Source organism: Cupriavidus consociatus, from assembly GCF_017814975.1.
GTDB lineage: Bacteria > Pseudomonadota > Gammaproteobacteria > Burkholderiales > Burkholderiaceae > Cupriavidus > Cupriavidus consociatus.
In genome coordinates, this window is record NZ_JAGIQA010000016.1 from 57,555 (window position 1) to 78,052 (window position 20,498).

Annotated in this window: 18 protein-coding genes and 1 tRNA gene; 6 read left to right on the forward strand and 13 right to left on the reverse strand. The window is 64.8% G+C overall.

The genetic code is table 11. From position 1 onward, the window contains the following. Positions 1-29 precede the first annotated feature (29 nt). The gene (locus J8I82_RS21760) at positions 30-2,453 is read right to left on the reverse strand and encodes a carbohydrate-binding family V/XII (protein ID WP_209760994.1); all 2,424 of its coding nucleotides are present in this window, start codon (positions 2,451-2,453) and stop codon (positions 30-32) included. Positions 2,454-2,709: 256 nt separating this feature from the next. Here J8I82_RS21760 and J8I82_RS21765 point away from each other — a divergent pair, with 256 nt between their 5' ends. Then, positions 2,710-3,861: a metallophosphoesterase gene (locus tag J8I82_RS21765; RefSeq protein WP_209760995.1), complete on the forward strand. Its 1,152-nt coding sequence runs from the start codon at positions 2,710-2,712 to the stop codon at positions 3,859-3,861. Positions 3,862-3,950: 89 nt separating this feature from the next. On the opposite strand, the gene ettA is transcribed toward J8I82_RS21765, so the two are convergent. Next, positions 3,951-5,618, reverse strand: coding sequence for an energy-dependent translational throttle protein EttA (ettA, locus tag J8I82_RS21770; RefSeq protein ID WP_209760996.1), 1,668 nt, complete (start codon positions 5,616-5,618; stop codon positions 3,951-3,953). A 137-nt stretch (positions 5,619-5,755) separates the two neighbouring features. Here ettA and J8I82_RS21775 point away from each other — a divergent pair, with 137 nt between their 5' ends. Further along, entirely contained in the window at positions 5,756-5,980 is a 225-nt protein-coding gene (locus J8I82_RS21775) for a hypothetical protein (protein ID WP_029048367.1), read from the forward strand. A 59-nt stretch (positions 5,981-6,039) separates the two neighbouring features. Further along, positions 6,040-6,588 (forward strand): M48 metallopeptidase family protein, encoded by a 549-nt coding sequence (locus tag J8I82_RS21780; protein ID WP_209761073.1) that lies wholly within the window; start codon positions 6,040-6,042, stop codon positions 6,586-6,588. Here J8I82_RS21780 and J8I82_RS21785 read toward each other — a convergent pair. The 4 genes from J8I82_RS21785 to J8I82_RS21800 form a co-directional block, all read right to left on the reverse strand. Then, a complete protein-coding gene (locus J8I82_RS21785; protein ID WP_209760997.1) occupies positions 6,554-7,033 on the reverse strand; it encodes a cupin domain-containing protein in 480 nt (159 codons plus the stop codon). The genes J8I82_RS21780 and J8I82_RS21785 overlap by 35 nt on opposite strands. A 526-nt stretch (positions 7,034-7,559) precedes the next feature. Continuing rightward, positions 7,560-9,476: a TRAP transporter large permease gene (locus J8I82_RS21790; RefSeq protein ID WP_431831571.1), complete on the reverse strand. Its 1,917-nt coding sequence runs from the start codon at positions 9,474-9,476 to the stop codon at positions 7,560-7,562. A gap of 45 nt (positions 9,477-9,521) precedes the next feature. After that, a complete protein-coding gene (locus tag J8I82_RS21795) occupies positions 9,522-10,541 on the reverse strand; it encodes a TRAP transporter substrate-binding protein (RefSeq protein WP_209760999.1) in 1,020 nt (339 codons plus the stop codon). A gap of 21 nt (positions 10,542-10,562) precedes the next feature. Then, a complete protein-coding gene (locus tag J8I82_RS21800) occupies positions 10,563-12,026 on the reverse strand; it encodes a mannitol dehydrogenase family protein (protein ID WP_209761074.1) in 1,464 nt (487 codons plus the stop codon). Between the two features lie 271 nt (positions 12,027-12,297). On the opposite strand from J8I82_RS21800, the gene manD reads away from it, so the two are divergent. Both manD and J8I82_RS21810 read left to right on the forward strand, forming a co-directional pair. After that, a complete protein-coding gene (gene manD / locus J8I82_RS21805) occupies positions 12,298-13,506 on the forward strand; it encodes a D-mannonate dehydratase ManD (protein WP_209761000.1) in 1,209 nt (402 codons plus the stop codon). A 65-nt stretch (positions 13,507-13,571) separates the two neighbouring features. Beyond that, positions 13,572-14,606, forward strand: a complete 1,035-nt coding sequence (locus tag J8I82_RS21810; RefSeq protein WP_209761001.1) for a Zn-dependent oxidoreductase — start codon at positions 13,572-13,574, stop codon at positions 14,604-14,606. Between the two features lie 157 nt (positions 14,607-14,763). Here J8I82_RS21810 and J8I82_RS21815 read toward each other — a convergent pair. From J8I82_RS21815 to petA, 6 genes are all read right to left on the reverse strand, one after another. Then, positions 14,764-14,839: transfer RNA gene (locus J8I82_RS21815), tRNA-Thr, on the reverse strand. 52 nt (positions 14,840-14,891) lie between these two features. Beyond that, entirely contained in the window at positions 14,892-15,380 is a 489-nt protein-coding gene (locus J8I82_RS21820) for a ClpXP protease specificity-enhancing factor (protein ID WP_029047651.1), read from the reverse strand. Positions 15,381-15,437: 57 nt separating this feature from the next. Then, entirely contained in the window at positions 15,438-16,049 is a 612-nt protein-coding gene (locus J8I82_RS21825; protein ID WP_010812311.1) for a glutathione S-transferase N-terminal domain-containing protein, read from the reverse strand. Between the two features lie 214 nt (positions 16,050-16,263). Beyond that, positions 16,264-17,007, reverse strand: a complete 744-nt coding sequence (locus J8I82_RS21830; RefSeq protein ID WP_133093479.1) for a cytochrome c1 — start codon at positions 17,005-17,007, stop codon at positions 16,264-16,266. 35 nt (positions 17,008-17,042) lie between these two features. Beyond that, the gene (locus J8I82_RS21835) at positions 17,043-18,446 is read right to left on the reverse strand and encodes a cytochrome b (RefSeq protein WP_209761002.1); all 1,404 of its coding nucleotides are present in this window, start codon (positions 18,444-18,446) and stop codon (positions 17,043-17,045) included. Between the two features lie 2 nt (positions 18,447-18,448). Beyond that, positions 18,449-19,066 carry a ubiquinol-cytochrome c reductase iron-sulfur subunit gene (petA, locus tag J8I82_RS21840; protein WP_133093477.1) on the reverse strand — a complete coding sequence of 206 codons (618 nt, stop codon included), beginning with the start codon at positions 19,064-19,066 and terminating at the stop codon, positions 18,449-18,451. A gap of 214 nt (positions 19,067-19,280) precedes the next feature. On the opposite strand from petA, the gene mscL reads away from it, so the two are divergent. Next, a complete protein-coding gene (gene mscL, locus J8I82_RS21845; RefSeq protein WP_245179998.1) occupies positions 19,281-19,706 on the forward strand; it encodes a large conductance mechanosensitive channel protein MscL in 426 nt (141 codons plus the stop codon). Between the two features lie 45 nt (positions 19,707-19,751). Here mscL and J8I82_RS21850 read toward each other — a convergent pair whose 3' ends face one another. Next, positions 19,752-20,498, reverse strand: coding sequence for a Nif3-like dinuclear metal center hexameric protein (locus tag J8I82_RS21850; protein ID WP_209761003.1), 747 nt, complete (start codon positions 20,496-20,498; stop codon positions 19,752-19,754).

The window sequence follows — 20,498 nt, forward strand, 5'->3', positions numbered from 1 at the left end:
AGGCCGGCGGCTGTTGTCCGGCCAGCGCCTCAGCGCCGGAATCCGCCATGGAAGCCGCCGCCGCGGAAGCCCCCGCCGCCACCGCCACCGAAGCCGCCGCCGAAGCGCCCCGCGCCCTGCCACTGCTGCGCCATGCCCTGCCACTGCTGCGCCATGCCCTGCCAGCGCTGCTGGCCGACCTCGCGTGCCTGGCGCTGCGACTCGAGCCGGCTGGTGGCGTCGTTGTTCGGCTGCACCGGTTCCCAGCCGCCGGCCGTGTGCTTCTGCCAGCCGTCGTCGGTGTGCTGGTACACGGAGCCGTCGTGGCCGGCATAGACGTTGCCGTTGTTCCACGCCAGCGCGTTGTCCTTGCCCGGGTTGGCGACAAAGCCACGGCTGCCGGCGGTATGCGCACCGGTCTGGGTGTTGCCGGCAATACCGGCCTCGCCCGCGCCGATACGGCCGGTCTGCGCGTTGTAGCCCGCCGCCTGGCGCCCGGCGGCGTAGTCGCCGGTATAGGTATTGCCTGCCATGCCGCCGCGCGCGGCGCCTTCGCGGCCGCTTGACGGGTTGGCGAACGAGCCCTGGTGGCCGGCCGCGTAGTTGCCGGAGTACGGGTTGAACGCCGCGCCGCGGCTGCCCTGGTAGCGCGCGCCGGTCGCCGGGTTGAAGCCCGAGGCCGCGCTGCCACGCCACTCGGTGCCGGTCCAGGCGTTCCAGCCTTGCGCGTGCGTCACCGTGCCCTGACCCCAGCGGCCGTAGAAGTTCGCCTGGTTCACGTTGACGTAGTTCCAGTTATACGGAGCGCCCCACCAGTACGGTCCCCAGTACGGCGACGCCGCGCCCCAGAACGCGCCGGCAGCGAAGCCGAAGGCAAACCCCTCCGCCATGCCGACGCCAAAGCCTGCGCCGTAGCCGTAGGTGACCGGGTAGCCGTAGTAGGCCGCGCCGACATAGGGCGGATAGACGTACCCGGTGCCGTACACCACCGTGCCGTCGGGGCTGACTACCACGCCCATGTAGCCAGGGGTATAGCCAACCACGACGGCTTCCGGGGTGACCGAGTAGATCCGTACATAGGTCACGTAGTAGAGCGGCGAGGTCGGCGGGATGGTGTAGATCGCGGACGGCACCTCGGTGGCGACGCGCCACGGCCCCGACGGTGCCGGCGCCGTGAACCAGACGCCATTGGCGACCGCGTAATAGTGGCTGCCATCGACCTCGATCACAGGCGTGCCCGTGTTCGCCGCGTAGCTGAGCGAAGTGCCGGTGATCGGCGTAAAGCGCGGCGCGCCGTCGTAGGCGACGCTCAGGCTGGCCTTGCTGCGCGAGACCGTGGCGGTCTGCGGGATGGTGGCGGCGATCTCGGCCTCGCGCGCCTGCGGCGTGCCCGGAACCGACACCAGCACGTTGGCCTTGGGATCGGTCGCCGGAATCCTGGCGAAATCCGCCGGCAGCTCGCGGCCCGGCACGTATTCCCACGGCCCGGTCAGCATCGGCGCGCGGAACCAGCGGCCCGACACCAGCAGGTAATACTGGTTGGTGGCCGGGTCGACGAAGAGGGCGTGATCGGCATTGGAGACCGTCAGCAGGCCCACGCCTTTCACCGGCGTCATCTGCGGCGCGCTGCTGGTCATCACCAGCTCGGTCGGCTGGGTGGCGAAAACGATGGCCGGCGCGCGCGTCGGGCGCTTGCCGTCGGCGGGCAGCATGGCATCGGGCTTCATGCCGGCGGCGGCCTTGGTGGCGGCATTCTCCAGCGCCTTCGGCACGGTCGTCATGACCTCCCATGTGCCGCCCGCGGATTCGGAGCGGTACCAGTAGCCTGCTGCCTTCAGGTACAGCTCGCCGCCCGACTCGCGCAGCAGCAGCGCGCGGCTGTTGAGCGCGCGTTCATATTGCGTGCCAGGAACCGAGCGCCAGGCCGGGTCGCCGTCGACCAGCACCAGCAGTGTCGGCGTGGTCGCAAACAGGATCTGCGGCGCGTCGTTGCGAACCGGCACTCGACCGGCGCGAGCCAGTTGCTGCGACACGGCATAGCTGGCCTGCAACTGGTCCAGCGGCACGGTCAGGCCGTTGGCCGGCAGTCGGGACACCAGCGCCTGGCGTACCCGGTCGGCGGCGTCGTGCCTGGTAGGGACTTCCACGCGCTCGATGCGCAGCGCACTCAGCTGCACCAGCCCGGACGCCTTGTCGATATCGGCGGTGGCCGAGAAATGCACTACACCATAGGTGGGCGAGCCGCCCTTCTCCCCCACCGCCACGGCAGCACGCCCTGACAGGCGGTTGCCGTCCCAGGTTTCGACCTGCGGCTGGTACAACTCGACATGGTCGTTGGCGGCGTCGAAATGGCGCGGCCAGGCCAATGCACCGGCCGTTGGCTGTGGCGGCGCAGCGGCCAGCGGGGCGAGGGGTGCGAGCGCAAGCCATACCGCCGCGATCAGCGCGCTGGTTTGCTTGAAGCGAAAAGACATGGATGTCTCCGGCGTGGAGGGCACGATGCTGCACAGCAGACGGCCCATGCTGGCAATCTAAATTAGGCCGGAGAGGCGAACAATCGCATTTGAAAACATTCAGGGCCGGCACAAAAAAGTACAGATCAGCCCGGCATCAGGCTGCTGCCGGCGGCACGGGTGTGCATCTTGCTTGACCCGCCTGCAGCCATGGCGCCCTTGAAGCGCACCCGCCATGGCCTCATCTTCCGATTCCATCTGGCTCTCGCCGCGCCCCATGCCCCCTCGCACCACCATCCTGACCGCCGCCCTGATCACGGCACTGCTGCACGGCTATATCGGGCTGCGCCTGCTGCCGGCGATGCCGGTGCCGATGCTGGTCAAGGCGCTCGCCGTGATCTGGCTCGCCCTGTCCTGCGCGCTGCTGCCGGCCGGGTTGCTGGCACGGCGCTTCAGCCAGCCGTGGGGGGACCGGATCTCCTGGATCGGCATGCTGGCAATGGGATTCTTCTCATCGCTGCTGGTACTGACGCTGGCGCGCGACGTCGCACTGGCCGCCGCCTGGCTGGCGGGCAAGCTGCTCGGCGGGCAGGCTCCGGGGCTGGTATCGGGCAGCGCCCTCGCCGTGCCGCTGCTGGCCCTGCTGGTCACGCTGGCCGGCTATATCAACGCCCGCCGCGTGGCGCGCGTGGTCGAGGTCGACGTGCCGGTGGCCGGCCTGCCCGAGGCGCTGCACGGCTTCACCATCGCGCAGATCAGCGACATCCACGTCGGCCCCACCATCAAGGGGTCCTACCTCGACCGGATTGTCGACCGCGTCAACAGCCTGAAACCGGACGCCGTGGCCATCACCGGCGACCTGGTCGACGGCACCGTTCGCGAACTGTCCGCGCACACCGCGCCGCTGGCGCGGCTGCAGGCTCGCCATGGCAGCTATTTCGTCACCGGCAACCACGAGTACTACGCCGGCGCGCAGCCGTGGATCGACGAACTGCGCCGGCTCGGCCTGCGCGTGCTGATGAACGAGCACGTGGTGCTGCAACATGGCGACCAGCCACTGGTGCTGGCAGGCGTGACCGACTACTCCGCCGGCCGCTTCCATGAAAGCCACCGCAGCGACCCGCACCGCGCCATCGCCGGAGCGCCGACGGAAGCCGGGGTGCGGGTGCTGTTAGCGCACCAGCCGCGCACGGCGGTAGCTGCGGCCGAGGCAGGCTTCGACCTGCAACTGTCGGGGCATACCCATGGCGGGCAGTTCTGGCCGTGGAACCTGTTCGTGCCGATGCAGCAGCCGTACACCGCGGGGCTGGTGCGGCATGGGGCGATGTGGATCTATGTGAGCCGGGGAACGGGGTACTGGGGACCGCCGAAGCGCTTTGGGGCGCCGTCGGAGATCACCCGGTTGAGGCTGGTGCGGGCCACTGAATAGCGCGCGCCGCGCCAATATCGTGTCCCCTTCCAGCCATAAAAAGTGAACCAGGCCCGCCGGCCTGGTTCACTTTCACACTCAGCAGTACTTCACCGCGCAATCGGCTTATACCGGATCCGCTTCGGCTTGGCCCCTTCTTCGCCCAGCCGCTTCTTCTTGTCCGCCTCGTATTCCTGATAGTTGCCCGGGAAGAACTCGACATGCGAGTCGCCCTCGAACGCCAGGATGTGCGTCGCGATCCGGTCCAGGAACCAGCGGTCGTGCGAAATCACCATCACGCAGCCGGCGAACTCGAGCAGCGCATCTTCCAGCGCGCGCAGCGTTTCCACGTCGAGGTCGTTCGACGGTTCATCCAGCAGCAGCACGTTGCCGCCGGCGATCAGCGTCTTGGCCATGTGCAGGCGGCCGCGTTCACCGCCCGACAGCGTGCCGACCTGCTTCTGCTGGTCGCCACCCTTGAAGTTGAAGCGGCCGATATAGGCGCGCGACGGCGTCTCGTACCGGCCCACGGTCAGCACGTCGGCGCCGCCCGAGATTTCCTCGAACACCGTCTTGGTGCCATCCAGCGCGTCGCGGCTCTGGTCGACAAACGCCATCTTCACGGTCGGCCCGATCTTGATCTCGCCGCTGTCCGGCTGCTCCTTGCCCGTGAGCATCTTGAAGAACGTCGACTTGCCGGCGCCGTTCGGACCGATGATGCCGACGATCGCGCCCGGCGGCACCTTGAAGCTCAGGTTTTCGATCAGCATGCGGTCGCCAAACCCCTTGCTGACGTTGTCGAACTCGATCACTTCGTTACCCAGGCGCTCACCCACCGGGATGAAGATTTCCTGGGTCTCGTTGCGCTTCTGGTATTCTTGGCTGTTCAGCTCGTCAAAGCGCGCCAGGCGCGCCTTGGACTTGGCCTGGCGGCCTTTGGGGTTCTGGCGCACCCACTCCAGTTCCTTGTGCAGCGCCTTCTGGCGCGCCGATTCGCTGGCCTCTTCCTGCTTCAGGCGCGCTTCCTTCTGGTCCAGCCACGAGCTGTAGTTGCCCTTCCAGGGGATGCCCTGGCCGCGATCCAGTTCCAGGATCCACTCGGCGGCGTTATCGAGGAAGTAGCGGTCGTGGGTCACGGCCACCACGGTGCCGGGGAAGCGCGTCAGGAACTGCTCCAGCCAGTCGACCGACTCGGCATCCAGGTGGTTGGTCGGTTCGTCGAGCAGCAGCATGTCGGGGCGCGACAGCAGCAGGCGGCACAGCGCCACGCGGCGCTTCTCACCGCCGGACAGGTGGCCGACCTTGGCATCCCACGGCGGCAGGCGCAACGCGTCGGCGGCGATGTCGAGTTGCAGCTCGACATTATTGCCGTCGCTGGCGGCCAGGATCGCTTCGTACTTGGCCTGGTCGGCGGCGAGCGCGTCGAAGTCGGCGTCCGGCTCGGCGTAGGCCGCATAGATCTCGTCGAGCTTCTTGCGCGCCTCGAACACACCGCCCAGCGCCGCTTCCACCGATTCGCGCACGGTCTGCTCGGGATCGAGCTGCGGTTCCTGCGGCAGGTAGCCAATATTCAGGTTCGGCATCGGCGTGGCTTCGCCCTCGATCTCCTTGTCGAGGCCGGCCATGATCTTGAGCAACGTGGACTTGCCCGAGCCGTTCAGGCCCAGCACGCCGATCTTGGCGCCGGGGAAGAACGACAGCGAGATGTCCTTCAGGATGTGACGCTTGGGCGGAACGATCTTGCCCACGCGGTTCATGGTGAAAACGTACTGTGCCATGGGTGCGTGTTGGGGTTGGTGCGGGAATGGCGGGAGTGTATCAGGCACGCCGGGGCGCGCAGCCGGCCCCAGCCAGCTTTGGCCCCCGCCGGTACAATGGCGGGTTCGACTTTCCGCTGATTTTCCGAGGCATCGCCATGAGCAGACCCGCCCTGACCCTGAAGTTCAAGTGCAAGAAGTGCGCGAAACCCGTCACCCTGTACCTGCAGAAAACATCCGCGTGCTCGCACATCACCCCGTACCAGGGCTTCTGCAAGTGCGGCGAGATGATGCGCCACGCCACGGGCGACAAGGACGCGGTCGAGTCCTTCGTCAACTCGCTGGACAACAGCTGGATGCATCACCATCACCACCACCATTAATCGCTACTAAGCAGGCCGCCGCAGTGACCGAAACCTGGCGCCCCTCCGCCAAGGATCCGATGCGCTTCCTGGGCGGCTACCCGCCCGAGGTGCTCGACCAGGTGCGCGAGCTCGCCGCCGCCGGCCGCCTCGGCGACCACCTGGCCCGCCGCTATCCCGGCCGCCACTCCGTGCAGACCGATCGCGCGTTGTACGACTACGCCGCCGAACTGAAGCAGGAATACCTGCGCAGCGCGCCGCCGCTGCACAAGGTCGGTTTCGATGCCACGCTCGACTCGGCGCACAAGGCCTTGGGCCTGCACACCGCGATCTCGCGCGTGCAGGGCGGCAAGCTGAAGGCCAAGAAGGAAATCCGGGTGGCGTCGCTGTTCAAGGAAGCGCCGGCGGAATTCCTGCGCATGATCGTCGTGCACGAACTCTCGCACCTGAAAGAGAGCGATCACGACAAGGCCTTCTACCGGCTCTGCGAACACATGGAGCCGCGCTATCACCAGCTGGAGTTCGACACGCGCCTGTGGCTGGCGTGGCGCGAGCTGGCCAAGACGGGGACGAAGGCCGTCCCCGCATCGGAACTTACTTCTTCTTGCGCGGATCGTCGGCCGGATTGACGAAGTGGAAGGCCCACGGGCCCATTACATTGAGCTGGATAACCGTTTCATCCCTGGTCCAGCCGAAGTGATGCACTTTGGGCTGCATGACGATCAGGCTGCCGGGACCCATCGGCGCAGTTTTCTCGGGATCCAGCTTGTCGCCCATACCATAGTGGAAGGTTCCTGAAAGCACGGTCACGCGCTCGATCCCTGGATGCCAGTGCGCCGGCACCTTGGAGTCGGCCGGCAGCCTGATGCGCGCCGTGATTGGCACGTTCTTGTCCATGGCGCCTTCCAGCACAGCGATCTGCGCCCCCGGGATCAGGGACAGTTCCGACCATTTGACCTGGTCGGCGGTGACCATGCTCACCTTGGCGTCCGGTGCCTTCGGGGCTGCCAGCGCTGGCGTGGCCAGGCAGGCGCACAAGGCCACCCCGCTGAGTGAGAGAAGCCTTCTTTTCATGACGAGCTCCTTTTGAAGCAGGCGGCCGCAACCGCAGCCGCGTTAGGAAACCTGGCGTATTGCCGGATCGCAGGCGCTCAAGGCAGCGGAAGCCCGGCCTCGAACTCGCCCGGCATCAATGCCATGCATACAGTGCGCCAGCCCGCCAGAACTGCCTCCTGGCAGGCATTTGCGCGGTACGCGATGTGCCGACGCGGTCCTGATCAGCACAAAAGGTTGCACTGGTGAAACAACCCCTTGCGCCCTCAGCATCAGCCGGCCAATGCCTGCTCGAGCGGGCCGGTCGCTTTCGGGGGCCCTCTACTTTGTCGGGCGCCTTGCAAGGGGAGTGCCCCTGTGCAGCGGCGCCCTTCGCGTAGCTGACCCCGGTTCGGGCCAATACCGGGGCATCGCTCGCGGAGCGCGGGTCTTGGGCTTGCCAAACATCGGAATGCTGGCACCGCGGCAATCGGCCGACCTGGCGCTCTACGACGCCAGCGGGCTGCGCTTCCATCCAGTCTCACTGGCAAGCCCCCGCCTCGCCAACCTACAGGAACCCGATAGAGAACCACGGCACCAGCGTCAGCAGCAACAGCGCAATGCACAACGCCGCCATATGCGGCCACACGCGTGGCATGGCAACATCCGGCGACACGCGCCCGATCGCGCAGGCAGCATAGAAGCCCACCCCGAACGGCGGCGCGAACAAGCCCAGCCCCATGGCGAAGATCACTACCATGGCATAGTGCACCTCATGCACACCGACCAGCCGGGCAATCGGGAACAGCAAAGGCCCGAACAGCACGATGGCCGGGATACCCTCCAGCAAGCTGCCCAGGATCACGAAAGCCAGCGCCGACACCAGCAGGAAACCAGTCTTGCCGCCGGGCACACCGGACATGACGCCGACCAGGTCCTGTGCAAACCCCGACTGCGTCAGCGCCCACGCCATGGTGGTGGCACAACCGACGATCAGCAGGATCGCGCCAGACAACGCCGCCGTATCGGTCAGGATCGGATAGATGCGCCGGCAGTCGAACTGCCGGTACATCAGCACGCCGGCCAGCAGCGCATAGAAGATGCCGATGGTCGATACCTCGGTGGCGGTAGCCACGCCCTCCACCACGGCGGTACGGATGATGACCGGCAGCGCCAGCGCCGGCAGTGCGACCATCAGCAATCTCAGCAACACGCGGCCCGATGGCCGCACCGTGCCCCGCATGTCCTCCTTGCGCGTCTGCCACCAGACCACCAGCGCCATCATCGCCAGGCCGACCAGCGCCGGCATCAGCCCGCCGATGAACAATGAGGTGATCGACACGCCCGTGACCGACCCGACCGTGATCAGCACGATGCTGGGCGGGATCGTCTCCGACATCGCGCCGGACGCCGACAGCAGGCCGATCAGGTCGCCATCCTTCGCGCCACGCTGCTTCATCTCCGGGAACAGCGCCGGCGCGACCGCGGCCATGTCGGCAGTCTTCGAGCCGGAAATGCCGGAGACGATATACATCGCGCCAAGCAGCACATACTGCAGTCCGCCACGCAGATGGCCAAGCAGCCCGGCCAGGAACTGGATCATGGCGCGCGCCAGGCCGGTCATTTCGATCAGCCCGCCCAGGAAGATGAACAGCGGCACCGCCAGCAGGATCAGGTGCGACATGCCCTCCTGCATGCGGTTCGGGATGATCGACAGCGGCGTGGCGGTGGACAACGCCAGGTAGCAGAGCGTGGAGAGCCCGAAGGCGAAGGCGATGGGCACGCCGATGGCGACGCAGGCAACCAGCATCAGCAAAAAGAAGATCACCAGGTTGGCATTGCCCAACCCCATCAGCACCGGCGAGAGCAGCCACAACATGCCGGCGCCGAGCCCGACCAGCAATCCGCTGATGGCCGCCTGCCTGCGGCTGGCACGCTCCAGCAGGCGGATCACGGCGGTCACGAGCATCAGCACGGTGCCGGCGAGCACCGCCCCGGCGCGCCAGGCTTCGCTGACCTCCAGGGTCGGCGTCAGCACCTCCACGTGTTCGACGAGATGTTCCCACGCCGGCTCCACCAGCAGCAACAGGAACGCCACCACCATCCACATGCCACAGGCATCCAGCCACGCGCGCCGGTGCGGCGGCAGTTTGCTGATGAAGGTGGTGAGCTGCATATGCGCGCTGCGCTGCAAGGCAATGATGGCACCGAGCATCGCCAGCCACAGGAACAGGATGCCGGCAAGCTCCTCCGTCCACGGCAACGGCGCATGCAGGGCATAGCGCGCAAATGCGCCGCCCCCGAGTATCAGGATTTCGGCCACAACGATCAGCGCGGCCGGCAGTTCAACCAGGCAGGCCAGGATGCGGCCCCAGCGCGCGCTGGCGGCGGGCGGTGTATGGGCGGTATGGGCGGTATGGGCGGTATGGGCGATGTGGGCGTTGTGGGCGGCGGGCGGGTCCACCGTCTCGGCGGCGTGCTCCATCATGAGCTCCTCTTTCTCTTGCATGTCGGCTTGATGGCGCCTGCTTCAGACCAGCGGTCCGGTGTATTTTTCAAGCATCTCCCATGCGTCGTCGCCAAACTTCCTGCGCCACTCGGCGTAGAAGCCCGCGTCGCGCAGCAGCTTGCGGAACGGCGCCGGATCGGGCCGGTTGAACGTGATGCCAAGCCGGGACATCTCCGCCTGCGCTTCGACATCGAGCCGCGCGATATCCTCGCGCTGCTTCAGCGCCGCGGTGGTGAAGCGTGTGCTCAGCGATGCCTGCACCTCGCGCGGCAGTGCCTGGAATCTTCTGGCATTGCCGAAGATAAAGTGGCCGTCCCAGGTATGCGCGGTCAGCGAGCAGAACTTCTGCACTTCGTACAGCTTGCCGCTGCGGATCAGCGATAGCGGCGTCTCCTGGCCGTCCACCACGCGTGTCTGCAGCGCCGAATAGAGATCGGCAAACGGTATGACCGTCGGCGCCGCGCCCAGCATCTTGAACATGGAGACCCACAGCGGGATCGCCGGGACACGGATCTTGAAGCCCTTCAGGTCCGCTGGCGTGCTGACCGGACGGGTAGCTGAGGTGATGCTGCGATAGCCGTTGTCGAGGCACTTTTCGAACACATGCAGGTTCACCTTGCCCAGCGCGCTGCGCACGTAAGCGCCCAATCCCCCGTCCATCGCGGCCCACACCGTGGCGTAGTCCTTGAAAGCAAAGGCCACACCGTTGAGGCTGGCGGCCGGCACACGTGTCTGCAGGTTGGTGCTGGCCGTCGACATGAAGTCGATCGCGCCGGCAAGGATCTGGGAGACCATGTCTGGCTCGCTGCCCAGCTGGCTGTTGGGATAGACCTGCAGGTCGACCTTGCCGCCGGTGTCCTGGCGAATGGCCTCGGCAGCCTCCTTGATGCGCAGCGTGCCCGGATGATCGGCCGGGAAGGCCGTGCCGTACTTCAGCTTGATGGTGGCGTTCTGGGCGAACGCATTGCGCCCGGGCAATGCCAGCGACAGTCCGCCGGCGGCGAGTGCGCCGAACTGTCGGCGAGTGAACCGATTGGCCATGATGTGGTTGCCTCCTGTTTTTCAAGTTGTGGCCGGGAAGGACAGCAGCGCTGCCACGCCGTGCTCGCGCAACACCGTCAGGTGTGCGGCAAGCCGGCGCCGGAACTGCTTCGGCCACGGGGCGTCGCCAAATACGGCCCCGTGCGCCAGCGCCCTGCGCACGGCGTCCGTATCGCTATCCGCGCCTCGCAGCGCCGCGCCAAGTGGCGGCGCACCGGGATCGCAGGCGACCAGCGGCTCGCCACGCTCATTGGTGTCGCAGCGCAAATAGTGAAACCACAGCGCCAGCGCACGCTCCAGGCATGGCCGCTCGATGCCCGAGCCCAGGCTTTCGCGCAAGGCGGGCAGCCAGCGCACCGGGATCTTCTGCGTGCCATCCATCGCGATCTGGGCAGTGTTGTGCACGATCGCGGTGTTGCGCAGGCGGCCCAGCAACGCATTGCCGTAGCGGGCAACGTCGTACCCTGGCGGCGCATTGAGGGTGGCATGCAGGTCCTGCATCACCCCTCGCGCGAAGGCACCAAGGACCGGATCGGCCATCGCCCCGGCCACGGTCGCCATGCCGCACAACTGTGCCGCATAGGCAACCGCCGAATGCGTGCCGTTCAGCATCCGCAGCTTCATGGCCTGGAATGGCCGGACATCCTTCGTCATCAGCGCGCCGCCGGCTTCCCATGCGGGCCGCGGCCCGGCAAAGCGGTCTTCGAGCACCCATTGCGTGAAGGGCTCACAGACGATGGCAGCGTCATCGCGAAGTCCGAGTCGCTGCTGCGCCCAGTTCAACGACGCCGGCGTCGCGGCCGGAACAATGCGGTCGACCATGGTGTTCGGCAGCGCCACCTCATCGTGGATACGCCGGGCCAGCGCCGGATCGACCTGCGATGCGTACTGGGTCAGCAGCTTGCGCAGCGTGTCGCCGTTGTCCGCCATGTTGTCACAGCAGACAATGCTCAGCGGCGCGCCGGCCGGCCGGCGGCGTATCCCCGCCGCCAGCACGCCGAGGGTGCTGCGCGGCGCGTCGGGGTGAGCCAGGTCGTGCCGGATATCCGGATCGTTGGTATCGAGGTCGGAGGTTGACGGCTGCCGGCTGTAGCCCTTTTCAGTGACGGTGCAGGTCACGACCGAAGCGGCGGGATCGGCGATCGCACCGGTCACCCGCTCCAGCGCATGCGGCGCATACATGGCCTGCACCAAGGCGCCCACGATGCGTCCCGTGGACTCGTCACCCTGCCGCTCGAAGTGCGCGTACAGGCAATCCTGCGCAGTCAGCACGCGCGCCATGCGCGGTTCCCGCAAGCTGACGCCCACGATGCCCCAACGCGCGTCGCCATCGTGGATCGCTGCCTCGGTGTACAGCGCCTGGTGCGCGCGGTGGAAGGCACCAAGCCCGACATGCACCACGCCGCGCGACAAGCGGCTGCGGTCGTAGCCGGGACCTTGCACGGCGGCATCGGCGCTGCAAAGAGTACGCTGCGCCAGCCTCATGCCCTGACCCTCGATCGTTTGTATTGCGGCATCGTGCGGGACACCCGTGCTGTGGACGATGGCAAAACGTACCATTGGCGAATGCTGCAGACGTGCAGCCGTTTCGCAAGATTTGTGCGGCACATGCGCTTTCCCGCCGCAGAATCCGCTCATATCCGCCCCTGCCCTTCGCGAGGTAACCTGCTCCGCATTCCTTCCCATAGCGCCAGACCCATGCGCGCCCCGCATGCGATGACGCAGCAGTGGAAACGCGCAACCGCCGGAGCACGTCTTGAAGATCGAACGGATACAAACCATCGTCACCTGTCCCGGCCGCAACTTTGTCACGGTCAAGGTGACGACGGACCAGGGCGTCTACGGACTTGGCGATGCCACGCTCAACGGTCGCGAGCTTGCGGTCAGCGCCTATCTCGACGCGCATGTCATTCCCTGCCTGATCGGCCGCGACCCGCGCTGCATCGAGGACATCTGGCAGTACCTGTATCGGGGTGCCTACTGGCGGCGCGGGCCCGTCACGATGACCGCGATTGCCGCGATCGACATGGCGCTGTGGGATATCCTCGGCAAGCTGGCGAACATGCCGGTGTACCAGCTGCTCGGCGGCAAGAGCCGGCAACGGCTGCTGGTCTACGGGCACGCCAACGGCCGCGATCACGAAGAAGCCATCGATGCCGTCCACCGGCATGTCGCCGAGGGCTACAAGGCGATCCGTGTGCAATCCGGTGTGCCGGGACTCTCAAAGGTGTATGGCGTAGGCAAGCAACCCGGCCATTACGAACCCGCGGAGAAGGGCCTTCCGCCGGAAGAGCCGTGGGACACCACACTCTACCTGCGCCACACGCCCGAACTGTTCCGCAAGGTGCGCAATGCCATCGGCTTCGGGCCGCAGCTGCTGCATGATGCGCACCACCGACTGACACCGATCGAAGCGGCCCGACTTGGGCACGCACTCGAACCATTCAGCCTGTTCTGGCTGGAAGACGCCACTCCGGCCGAGAACCAGGACGCCTTCCGCCTGATCCGCCAGCACACCACCACGCCGCTGGCGGTAGGAGAAGTCTTCAATTCGATCTGGGATTGCAAGGACCTCATCGGCAACCAGCTGATCGACTTCATCCGCACCACCATCGTCCATGCCGGCGGCATCACGCATGTGCGGCGCATTGCGGAGTTCGCCGCGATGCACCAGGTGCGCACGGGCTTCCACGGCGCCACCGACCTGTCCCCGGTGTGCATGGCGGCGGCGGTCAATTTCGGATTGTGGGCGCCGAATTTCGGCATCCAGGAACTGATGCCGCATAACGCGCTGACCGACGAAGTGTTCCCGCACAACTATCGCCTTGAAGACGGCTATCTGGTCATGGATGAAGTAGCCGGCCTTGGCGTCGACATCGACGAAGCGCTGGCTGCGAGGTACCCGTACGAGCGCGCCTACCTGCCCGTGGCAAGGCTGCGCGATGGAGCGATGTGGAACTGGTAGTCCGGCACGCCATCGACGACGTTCGCATCCACACAATGCCGTCCCTCAAGCCACAAGCACCCAACATGTTGAGCATTGTCATCAACCAACCCCACAGCCTGGCCCTTTGCACAAGGCCCATCCCCACCCCCGCTCCCGGCGAAGTCCGCCTGCGCGTGCGCTATGCCGGCATCTGTGGCTCCGACCTGCACATCCTCCACGGCATGAATCCGTTCGCCGGCTACCCCCGCGTTCTCGGCCATGAATTCGTCGGCAGTATCGACGCCGTCGGCGCAGGCATCAGCACGCAGCGCATCGGCGAACGCGTGGTGGTGGATCCGGTCATCAGTTGCGGCCAATGCCACGCCTGCCGCATTGGCCGGCGCAATGTCTGCAGCCACATGCAGGTAATCGGCGTGCACCGCGATGGCGGCTTCAGCGAATACACCTGCGTGCCGGCTTGCAATGCTTACGCGGTGCCGGCTGGCCTGACGGCGCCGAGCGCGGCAGTGATCGAGCCCTTCGCCGTCGCAGCAAACATTACGCACCGCACCGGCGTGCTGCGCGAAGACATCGCATTGATTTATGGTGCCGGCCCGATCGGGCTGAACCTGCTGCAAGTACTCAAGCGCGTCTACGGTGTACGAGTTCTTATCACCGACCACCTCGACGAACGCCTGGCGCTGGCCCGTCATTGCGGCGCCGATGCGGAAGAGGTCATCAACACCTCACAGGAAGCCATCGAGCAGGCCCTTGCAAAACGCGGCGCGCCGGAGGGACCGACACTCATCTACGACGCGGTTTGCCACCCGTCGATCCTGGAAGAGGCGGTGCGCATTGCCGCACCGGCAGGCCGCATCGGCATACTGGGCTTTTCCGCGACGCCATCGGCCGTCCCGCAGCTGGAGCTGACCCGGAAGGAGCTCACGCTCTATGCCTCGCGCCTGAACTGCGACATGTTTCCCACCGTGATCGACTGGATCTCTCAGGGGCTGGTCGATCCCGGCCGCATTGTCACGCACCGGATCGATTTCCGTGAGGTCGCCAGCGCCCTGGACCTTGCCGAACGCAATCCGCGCGCGGGCTGCAAGATACTGCTCGATTTTGGCGAGCCTGCCTGATATCAAGGGATATGGCGCGGTCGACCCATTGCCAACGCGCGAGGCGGTGCGGGATGCTTTGGGCACATGGGAAGCGGGATGACGCAGCGCGGGCTCGATCCGGATGCACTGGCCCAAATGAAAATGGCCTCCCGAATCGGGAGGCCATTTGTATTCCTGGTGCCGGCTGCAGGACTCGAACCCGCCACCTGATGATTACAAATCAACTGCTCTACCTGATGAGCTAAGCCGGCATGTCTGGTGCAGACCGCGATTCTACTGCATCGCGGCCCACTTTGGGATGGCTTACTTCACCACCTTCAACGCTGGCTTCTTGCCGCCGATGCGCGGTACCGGGGGCGGCGTTTCATCGTCGCCCGGGCCGGAGTCGGCAGTGGTGGCCGGCGTTTCGGCTTCCACCGGTGCCAGCTTGGGCGGCGGGTTGTTTTCGCGTTCGGTGGCAGCTTGCGTCTCCGGCAGGCTGCGCTCGACCGGGAAGGCCATGCCCTGCCCGTTTTCGCGGGCGTAGATGGCCAGCACGTTCTCGACGGGGACGTCGATCTTGCGCGAGACACCGCCGAAGCGTGCGCTGAAGGTGATCCACTCGTTGCCCATATCCAGGCCGCTGGTGGCATCGAAGCTCACGTTGAGCACGATCTCGTTGTTCTTCACGAACTCGCGCGGCACGTTGGTGTTGGCATCGACGAACACGGCGACGTACGGCGTGAAGCCGTTATCCGTGCACCACTCATAGATGGCGCGGATCAGGTAAGGCTTGGTGGAGGTTTCAGGCATTGTGCTTCCAGTGGCGCCGTGTAGCCCGAGGGCGGGATGCCTTCGGGCCGGTGCCGATTAGCGGCGCATCACCTTCTCGGAGGGGGTGAGCGCTTCGATGTACGCGGGACGGCTGAAAATGCGTTCAGCATACTTCAGCAGCGGCGCAGCGTTTTTCGACAGTTCGATGCCGTAGTGGTCCAGGCGCCACAGCAGCGGCGCGATGGCGACGTCGAGCATCGAGAACTCTTCGCCCAGCATGTACTTGTTCTTGACGAAGATCGGCGCGAGCTGCGTCAAACGGTCGCGGATCGCGGCACGGGCGCGTTCGTGGTTCTTCTCCGCGGCCTTGCCCTTTTCGTTCTCGAGCGTGTACACGTGCGTGAACAGTTCCTTTTCGAAGTTGAAGAGGAACAGTCGGGCGCGGGCGCGCTGGACCGGGTCGGCCGGCATCAGCTGCGGGTGCGGGAAGCGCTCGTCGATGTATTCGTTGATGATGTTCGACTCATACAGGATGAGATCGCGCTCGACCAGGATGGGCACCTGGCCGTAGGGGTTCATCACCGAAATATCTTCGGGCTTGTTGAACAGGTCGACGTCGCGGATTTCAAAATCCATGCCCTTTTCGAACAGGACAAGGCGGCAACGTTGGGAAAACGGGCAAGTCGTACCCGAATACAACACCATCATGGTTGGATTCCTTGGGCTTAGCCGGAGCTGGGTCGGACGGTAAGGTCTGCCATTCTGCCAAAAGCGGACACCTAAAAGCAAATAAGTGGCATTTGATCCACTTATCAGGGCATATTTCGTCACCCGGCCCAATGAAAAAGGCCAGAGCGATGCTGCTTTCGCAACCTCCGCGTCTGGCCTTCGGGGTGGCTGCCCGCCTCCGGGCTGCCACCAGCTACTTCACATCCTTCCAGTAGGCCGCGTTCAGGCGCCATGCGAAAACAGTGAAAATGCCCAGGAACAGCAGCACCCACACGCCCAGGCGCTTGCGGTGGTTCTGCGCGGGCTCGGCCATCCAGTCCAGGAAGCCGACCAGGTCGGCTGTGGCCTGGTCATATTCGACCTTGCTCATCTTGCCCTGGCTCAGTTGCTCGAAGCCGGCGAACTTGTGGACCTTCTCGCCATGCTCTTCCACTTCCGTGAACTTGGCGGCGCGCTGGCCCTGCAGCTCCCACAGCACGTGCGGCATGCCGACGCTCGGGAACACCAGGTTGTTCCAGCCGGTGGCGCGGCTGTCGTCACGGTAGAAGGTGCGCAGGTAGGTATAGAGCCAGTCGTCGCCGCGGGCACGCGCAATCACCGACAGATCCGGCGGCTGTGCGCCGAAGAAGGCCTTGGCTTCCTTCGGCTGCATGGCGATGGTCATGGTTTCGCCGACCTTGTCCGCGGTGAACAGCAGGTTCTGGCGGATCTGGTCGTCAGTGAGGCCAATGTCCTTGAGCCGGTTGTAGCGCATCATCGATGCGCCATGGCAGTTCAGGCAGTAGTTGACGAACAGCTTGGCGCCGCGCTGCAGCGACGACAGGTCGGCAGTGTTCACCGGTGCCGGCTCCAGCGGGAAGCCTCCCTCTGAAGCCATGGCAGGCGCGCCGGCAAAACAGGCGCCGGCCAGCGCGATGATCGAAAGCAGCTTTTTCATCTTGTGTCCTTGTGCTCTTGTCGGGGTCGCGTCGCTCAGTGCGGATGGAACGTGACACGCTCGGGCACCGGCTTGAACTCGCCGGCACGGCTCCACAGCGGCATGGTCAGGAAGAAGGCGAAGTACAGCAGCGTACCAAGCTGCGACACCTTCTCGCCGACCGGCGACGGCGGTTGCACGCCGAGGTAGCCGAGCACCAGGAACACCACCACAAAGACGATCAGGATGGTCTTGTGGAAAGCGGGACGATAGCGGATGGACTTGACCGGCGAGCAGTCCAGCCACGGCAGGAAGAACAGGATCACGACCGACCCGCCCATCACCAGCACGCCCCAGAACTTGGCGTCGATGAAGTAGAAGCCCACAGCCAGGAGCACGGCGATGGCAATCGCACCGACCTTGACGCGTGCGTCCTTGCTGCGCAGGAACACCATGCCGAGCAGCAGCGCGAAGAACACCCACAGGATCGGCAGGAAGTTCGACGTGGTGGCACGCAGCATCGAGTAGAACGGCGTGAAGTACCAGACCGGCGCGATATGCGGCGGCGTCTTCAGCGGGTCAGCCGGGAAGAAGTTGTTGTGCTCCAGGAAATAGCCGCCCACTTCCGGGAAGAAGAAGATCACCGCCGAGAAGATGACCAGGAAGCCGGCAACGCCTAGCGTGTCGTGCACCGAGTAGTACGGGTGGAAGGGAATGCCATCCAGCGGCACGCCGTTCTCGTCCTTCTTGGCCTTGATCTCGACGCCATCCGGGTTGTTCGAGCCCACTTCATGCAGCGCGATGATGTGTGCAATGACCAGTGCCAGCAGCACCAGCGGCACCGCGATGACGTGGAACGAGAAGAAGCGGTTCAGCGTGGCATCGCTCACGACGTAGTCGCCGCGGATAAACAGCGACAGGTCCTGGCCGATCACCGGAATCGCCGAGAACAGGTTCACGATCACCTGCGCGCCCCAGTACGACATCTGGCCCCACGGCAGCAGGTAGCCCATGAAGGCTTCCGCCATCAGGCACAGGAAAATCAGGCAGCCGAAGATCCAGACCAGTTCACGCGGCTTGCGGTACGAACCGTACAGCAGCCCGCGGAACATATGCAGGTAGACCACGACAAAGAAGGCCGAGGCGCCGGTCGAATGCATGTAGCGCACCAGCCAGCCCCACGGGACTTCGCGCATGATGTATTCCACGCTGGCAAAGGCCACGGGAATGCCGGCGGCATTGAGCGTGCCATCCGGCTTGTAGTTCATCACCAGGAAAATGCCCGTGACGATCTGGATCACCAGCACCAGCAGCGCGAGCGAACCGAAGAAGTACCAGAAGTTGAAGTTCTTCGGCGCGTAGTAGCGGGACAGGTGGTCTTCCCACAGTTGCGTTGCCGGGAAGCGGGCGTCGATCCAGCCCATCAGGCCGGTCGTCTTGACTTGTTTTTCGGCCGCCATGATCAGGCTTCTCCTTTCTCATCCTTGCCGATCACGATCTTGGTGTCAGTCAGGAATTGGTAGGGGGGAACATCGAGATTTTGCGGAGCCGGCTTGTTCTTGAAGACGCGCCCGGCCAGGTCGAACGTGGAGCCGTGGCAAGGGCAAAGGAAACCGGGATCGGCGCCGAGTTGGGGATTGGCACCGGAAGCGAAGGGGCCGGAAGGCGAGCAGCCAAGGTGGGAACAGATTCCGACCACGACCAGGACGTCCTTGTGTTCTGCGCGCGAGCGGGTTTCGTTCTTGCAGTAGTCCGGCGTCTGCATGGTGAACGGGATCTCGGAATTCGGATCGGCCACTTCGCCGTCCGTCTTCTTCAGCGATGCCAGCTGTTCCTCCGTCCGCTTCATGATCCAGACCGGCTTGCCACGCCATTCGACAGTCATCATCTCGCCCGGCTTCAGCGCACCGATATCTGCTTCGACTGGCGCACCTGCGGCCTTGGCTTTCTCCGATGGTGCAAAGGTACTGACGAAAGGAACCGCTACCGCTACGCCTCCGACGCCGCCGGCGACGGATGTCGCGATCAACCAATTGCGGCGACCTTTATCCACGCTCTTCACGTCTTGCTGGTCACTCATTCCAAACCCCAGGGGAAGTCAATTTAGATTTTGCGTCAACCATAAAGTGTACCTTAGACATCTGCGCACTAGATAGGCGCAAATTGCCTTGTCTATGCTCGATAATCGGACATGCATGCCGGAAATCGGCCACCAGACTTGCTTTCCGGGCAGTGATGCGGCAGGCTGATAGCTTGATACCGTTCATCGCTAGCAACAAGAAGGAGAACCCCCCATGGGCATGATCTCGGAATTCAGGACCTTCGCAATGCGCGGCAACGTCATCGACCTCGCTGTCGGTGTGATCATCGGCGCTGCATTCGGAAAAATTGTGGATTCCGTGGTCAATGACCTGATCATGCCGGTAGTGGGCCGCATTGTCGGCAAGCTGGACTTCTCTAATATGTTTGTCACGCTGGCCGACCCACCGCCTGGAACGCCATTGACGCTGGATGCATTGAAGAAGGCTGGTGTGCCCGTATTTGCCTACGGCAATTTCCTGACTATCGTTGTCAACTTTATTATCCTGGCCTTCATCATCTTCATGATGGTGCGCGCGTTCAACAAGATGCGCGAGAAGGAACCGCCCCCGCCCCCGGCCGCACCGCCTGAAGAAGTGGTGCTGCTGCGCGAGATCCGCGACGCCCTCAAGACGCGCTGAATCCAGAACGATAAAACGGCCCCGATGGGGCCGTATTGTTTTGCGTCAGACTGGATTGGGAATATCGATGAATGTGTGCCGCAATCCGAAGCGTTGCGCCACATGTTCGCCCAGTGAGCGAATGCCATAGCGCTCGGTGGCGTGATGGCCGGCGGCCAGGTACGCCACGCCGCTCTCGCGCGCGAGGTGCGTGGTCTGCTCCGAGACCTCGCCGCTGAGATAGGCATCGACGCCCGCGGCCACTGCCGCGTCGAAATAGCCTTGCGCCCCACCAGTGCACCAGCCGATCGTGCGGATCATCTGCTCCGGCTCTCCAATTGCCAGGGGCTCGCGCCCAAGCACGCCGCCGACGTGTGCCGCCAGCGCGGACAACGGCATCGGCGCGGGCAAGGTGCCGGTCCAGCCGAGCTGGTCCTCGCTGAAACGCCCGGTCGGCGTGAAGCCGAGTTGCAGCCCGAGCTGGGCGTTGTTGCCGAATTCCGGATGGTTGTCCAGCGGCAGGTGAAAGGCGAACAGGTTGATGTCGGCGCCAAGCAGCCGCTTCAAACGTGCGTGCTTCTGCCCGACTACACGCGCATCTTCATTTTTCCAGAAGTAACCGTGATGGACCAGGATGGCATCGGCGCCGGCTTCGGCCGCGGCCTCGACCAGTGCCAGGCTCGCCGTGACGCCGGTGACGATGTGAGTGATCTCCGGGCGACCTTGCACTTGCAGCCCGTTGGGACAATAGTCCTTGTAACGGGAAACCTCCATCAGGTCGTTCAAGTACAATTCAAGCTCTTTTGTTTTCAT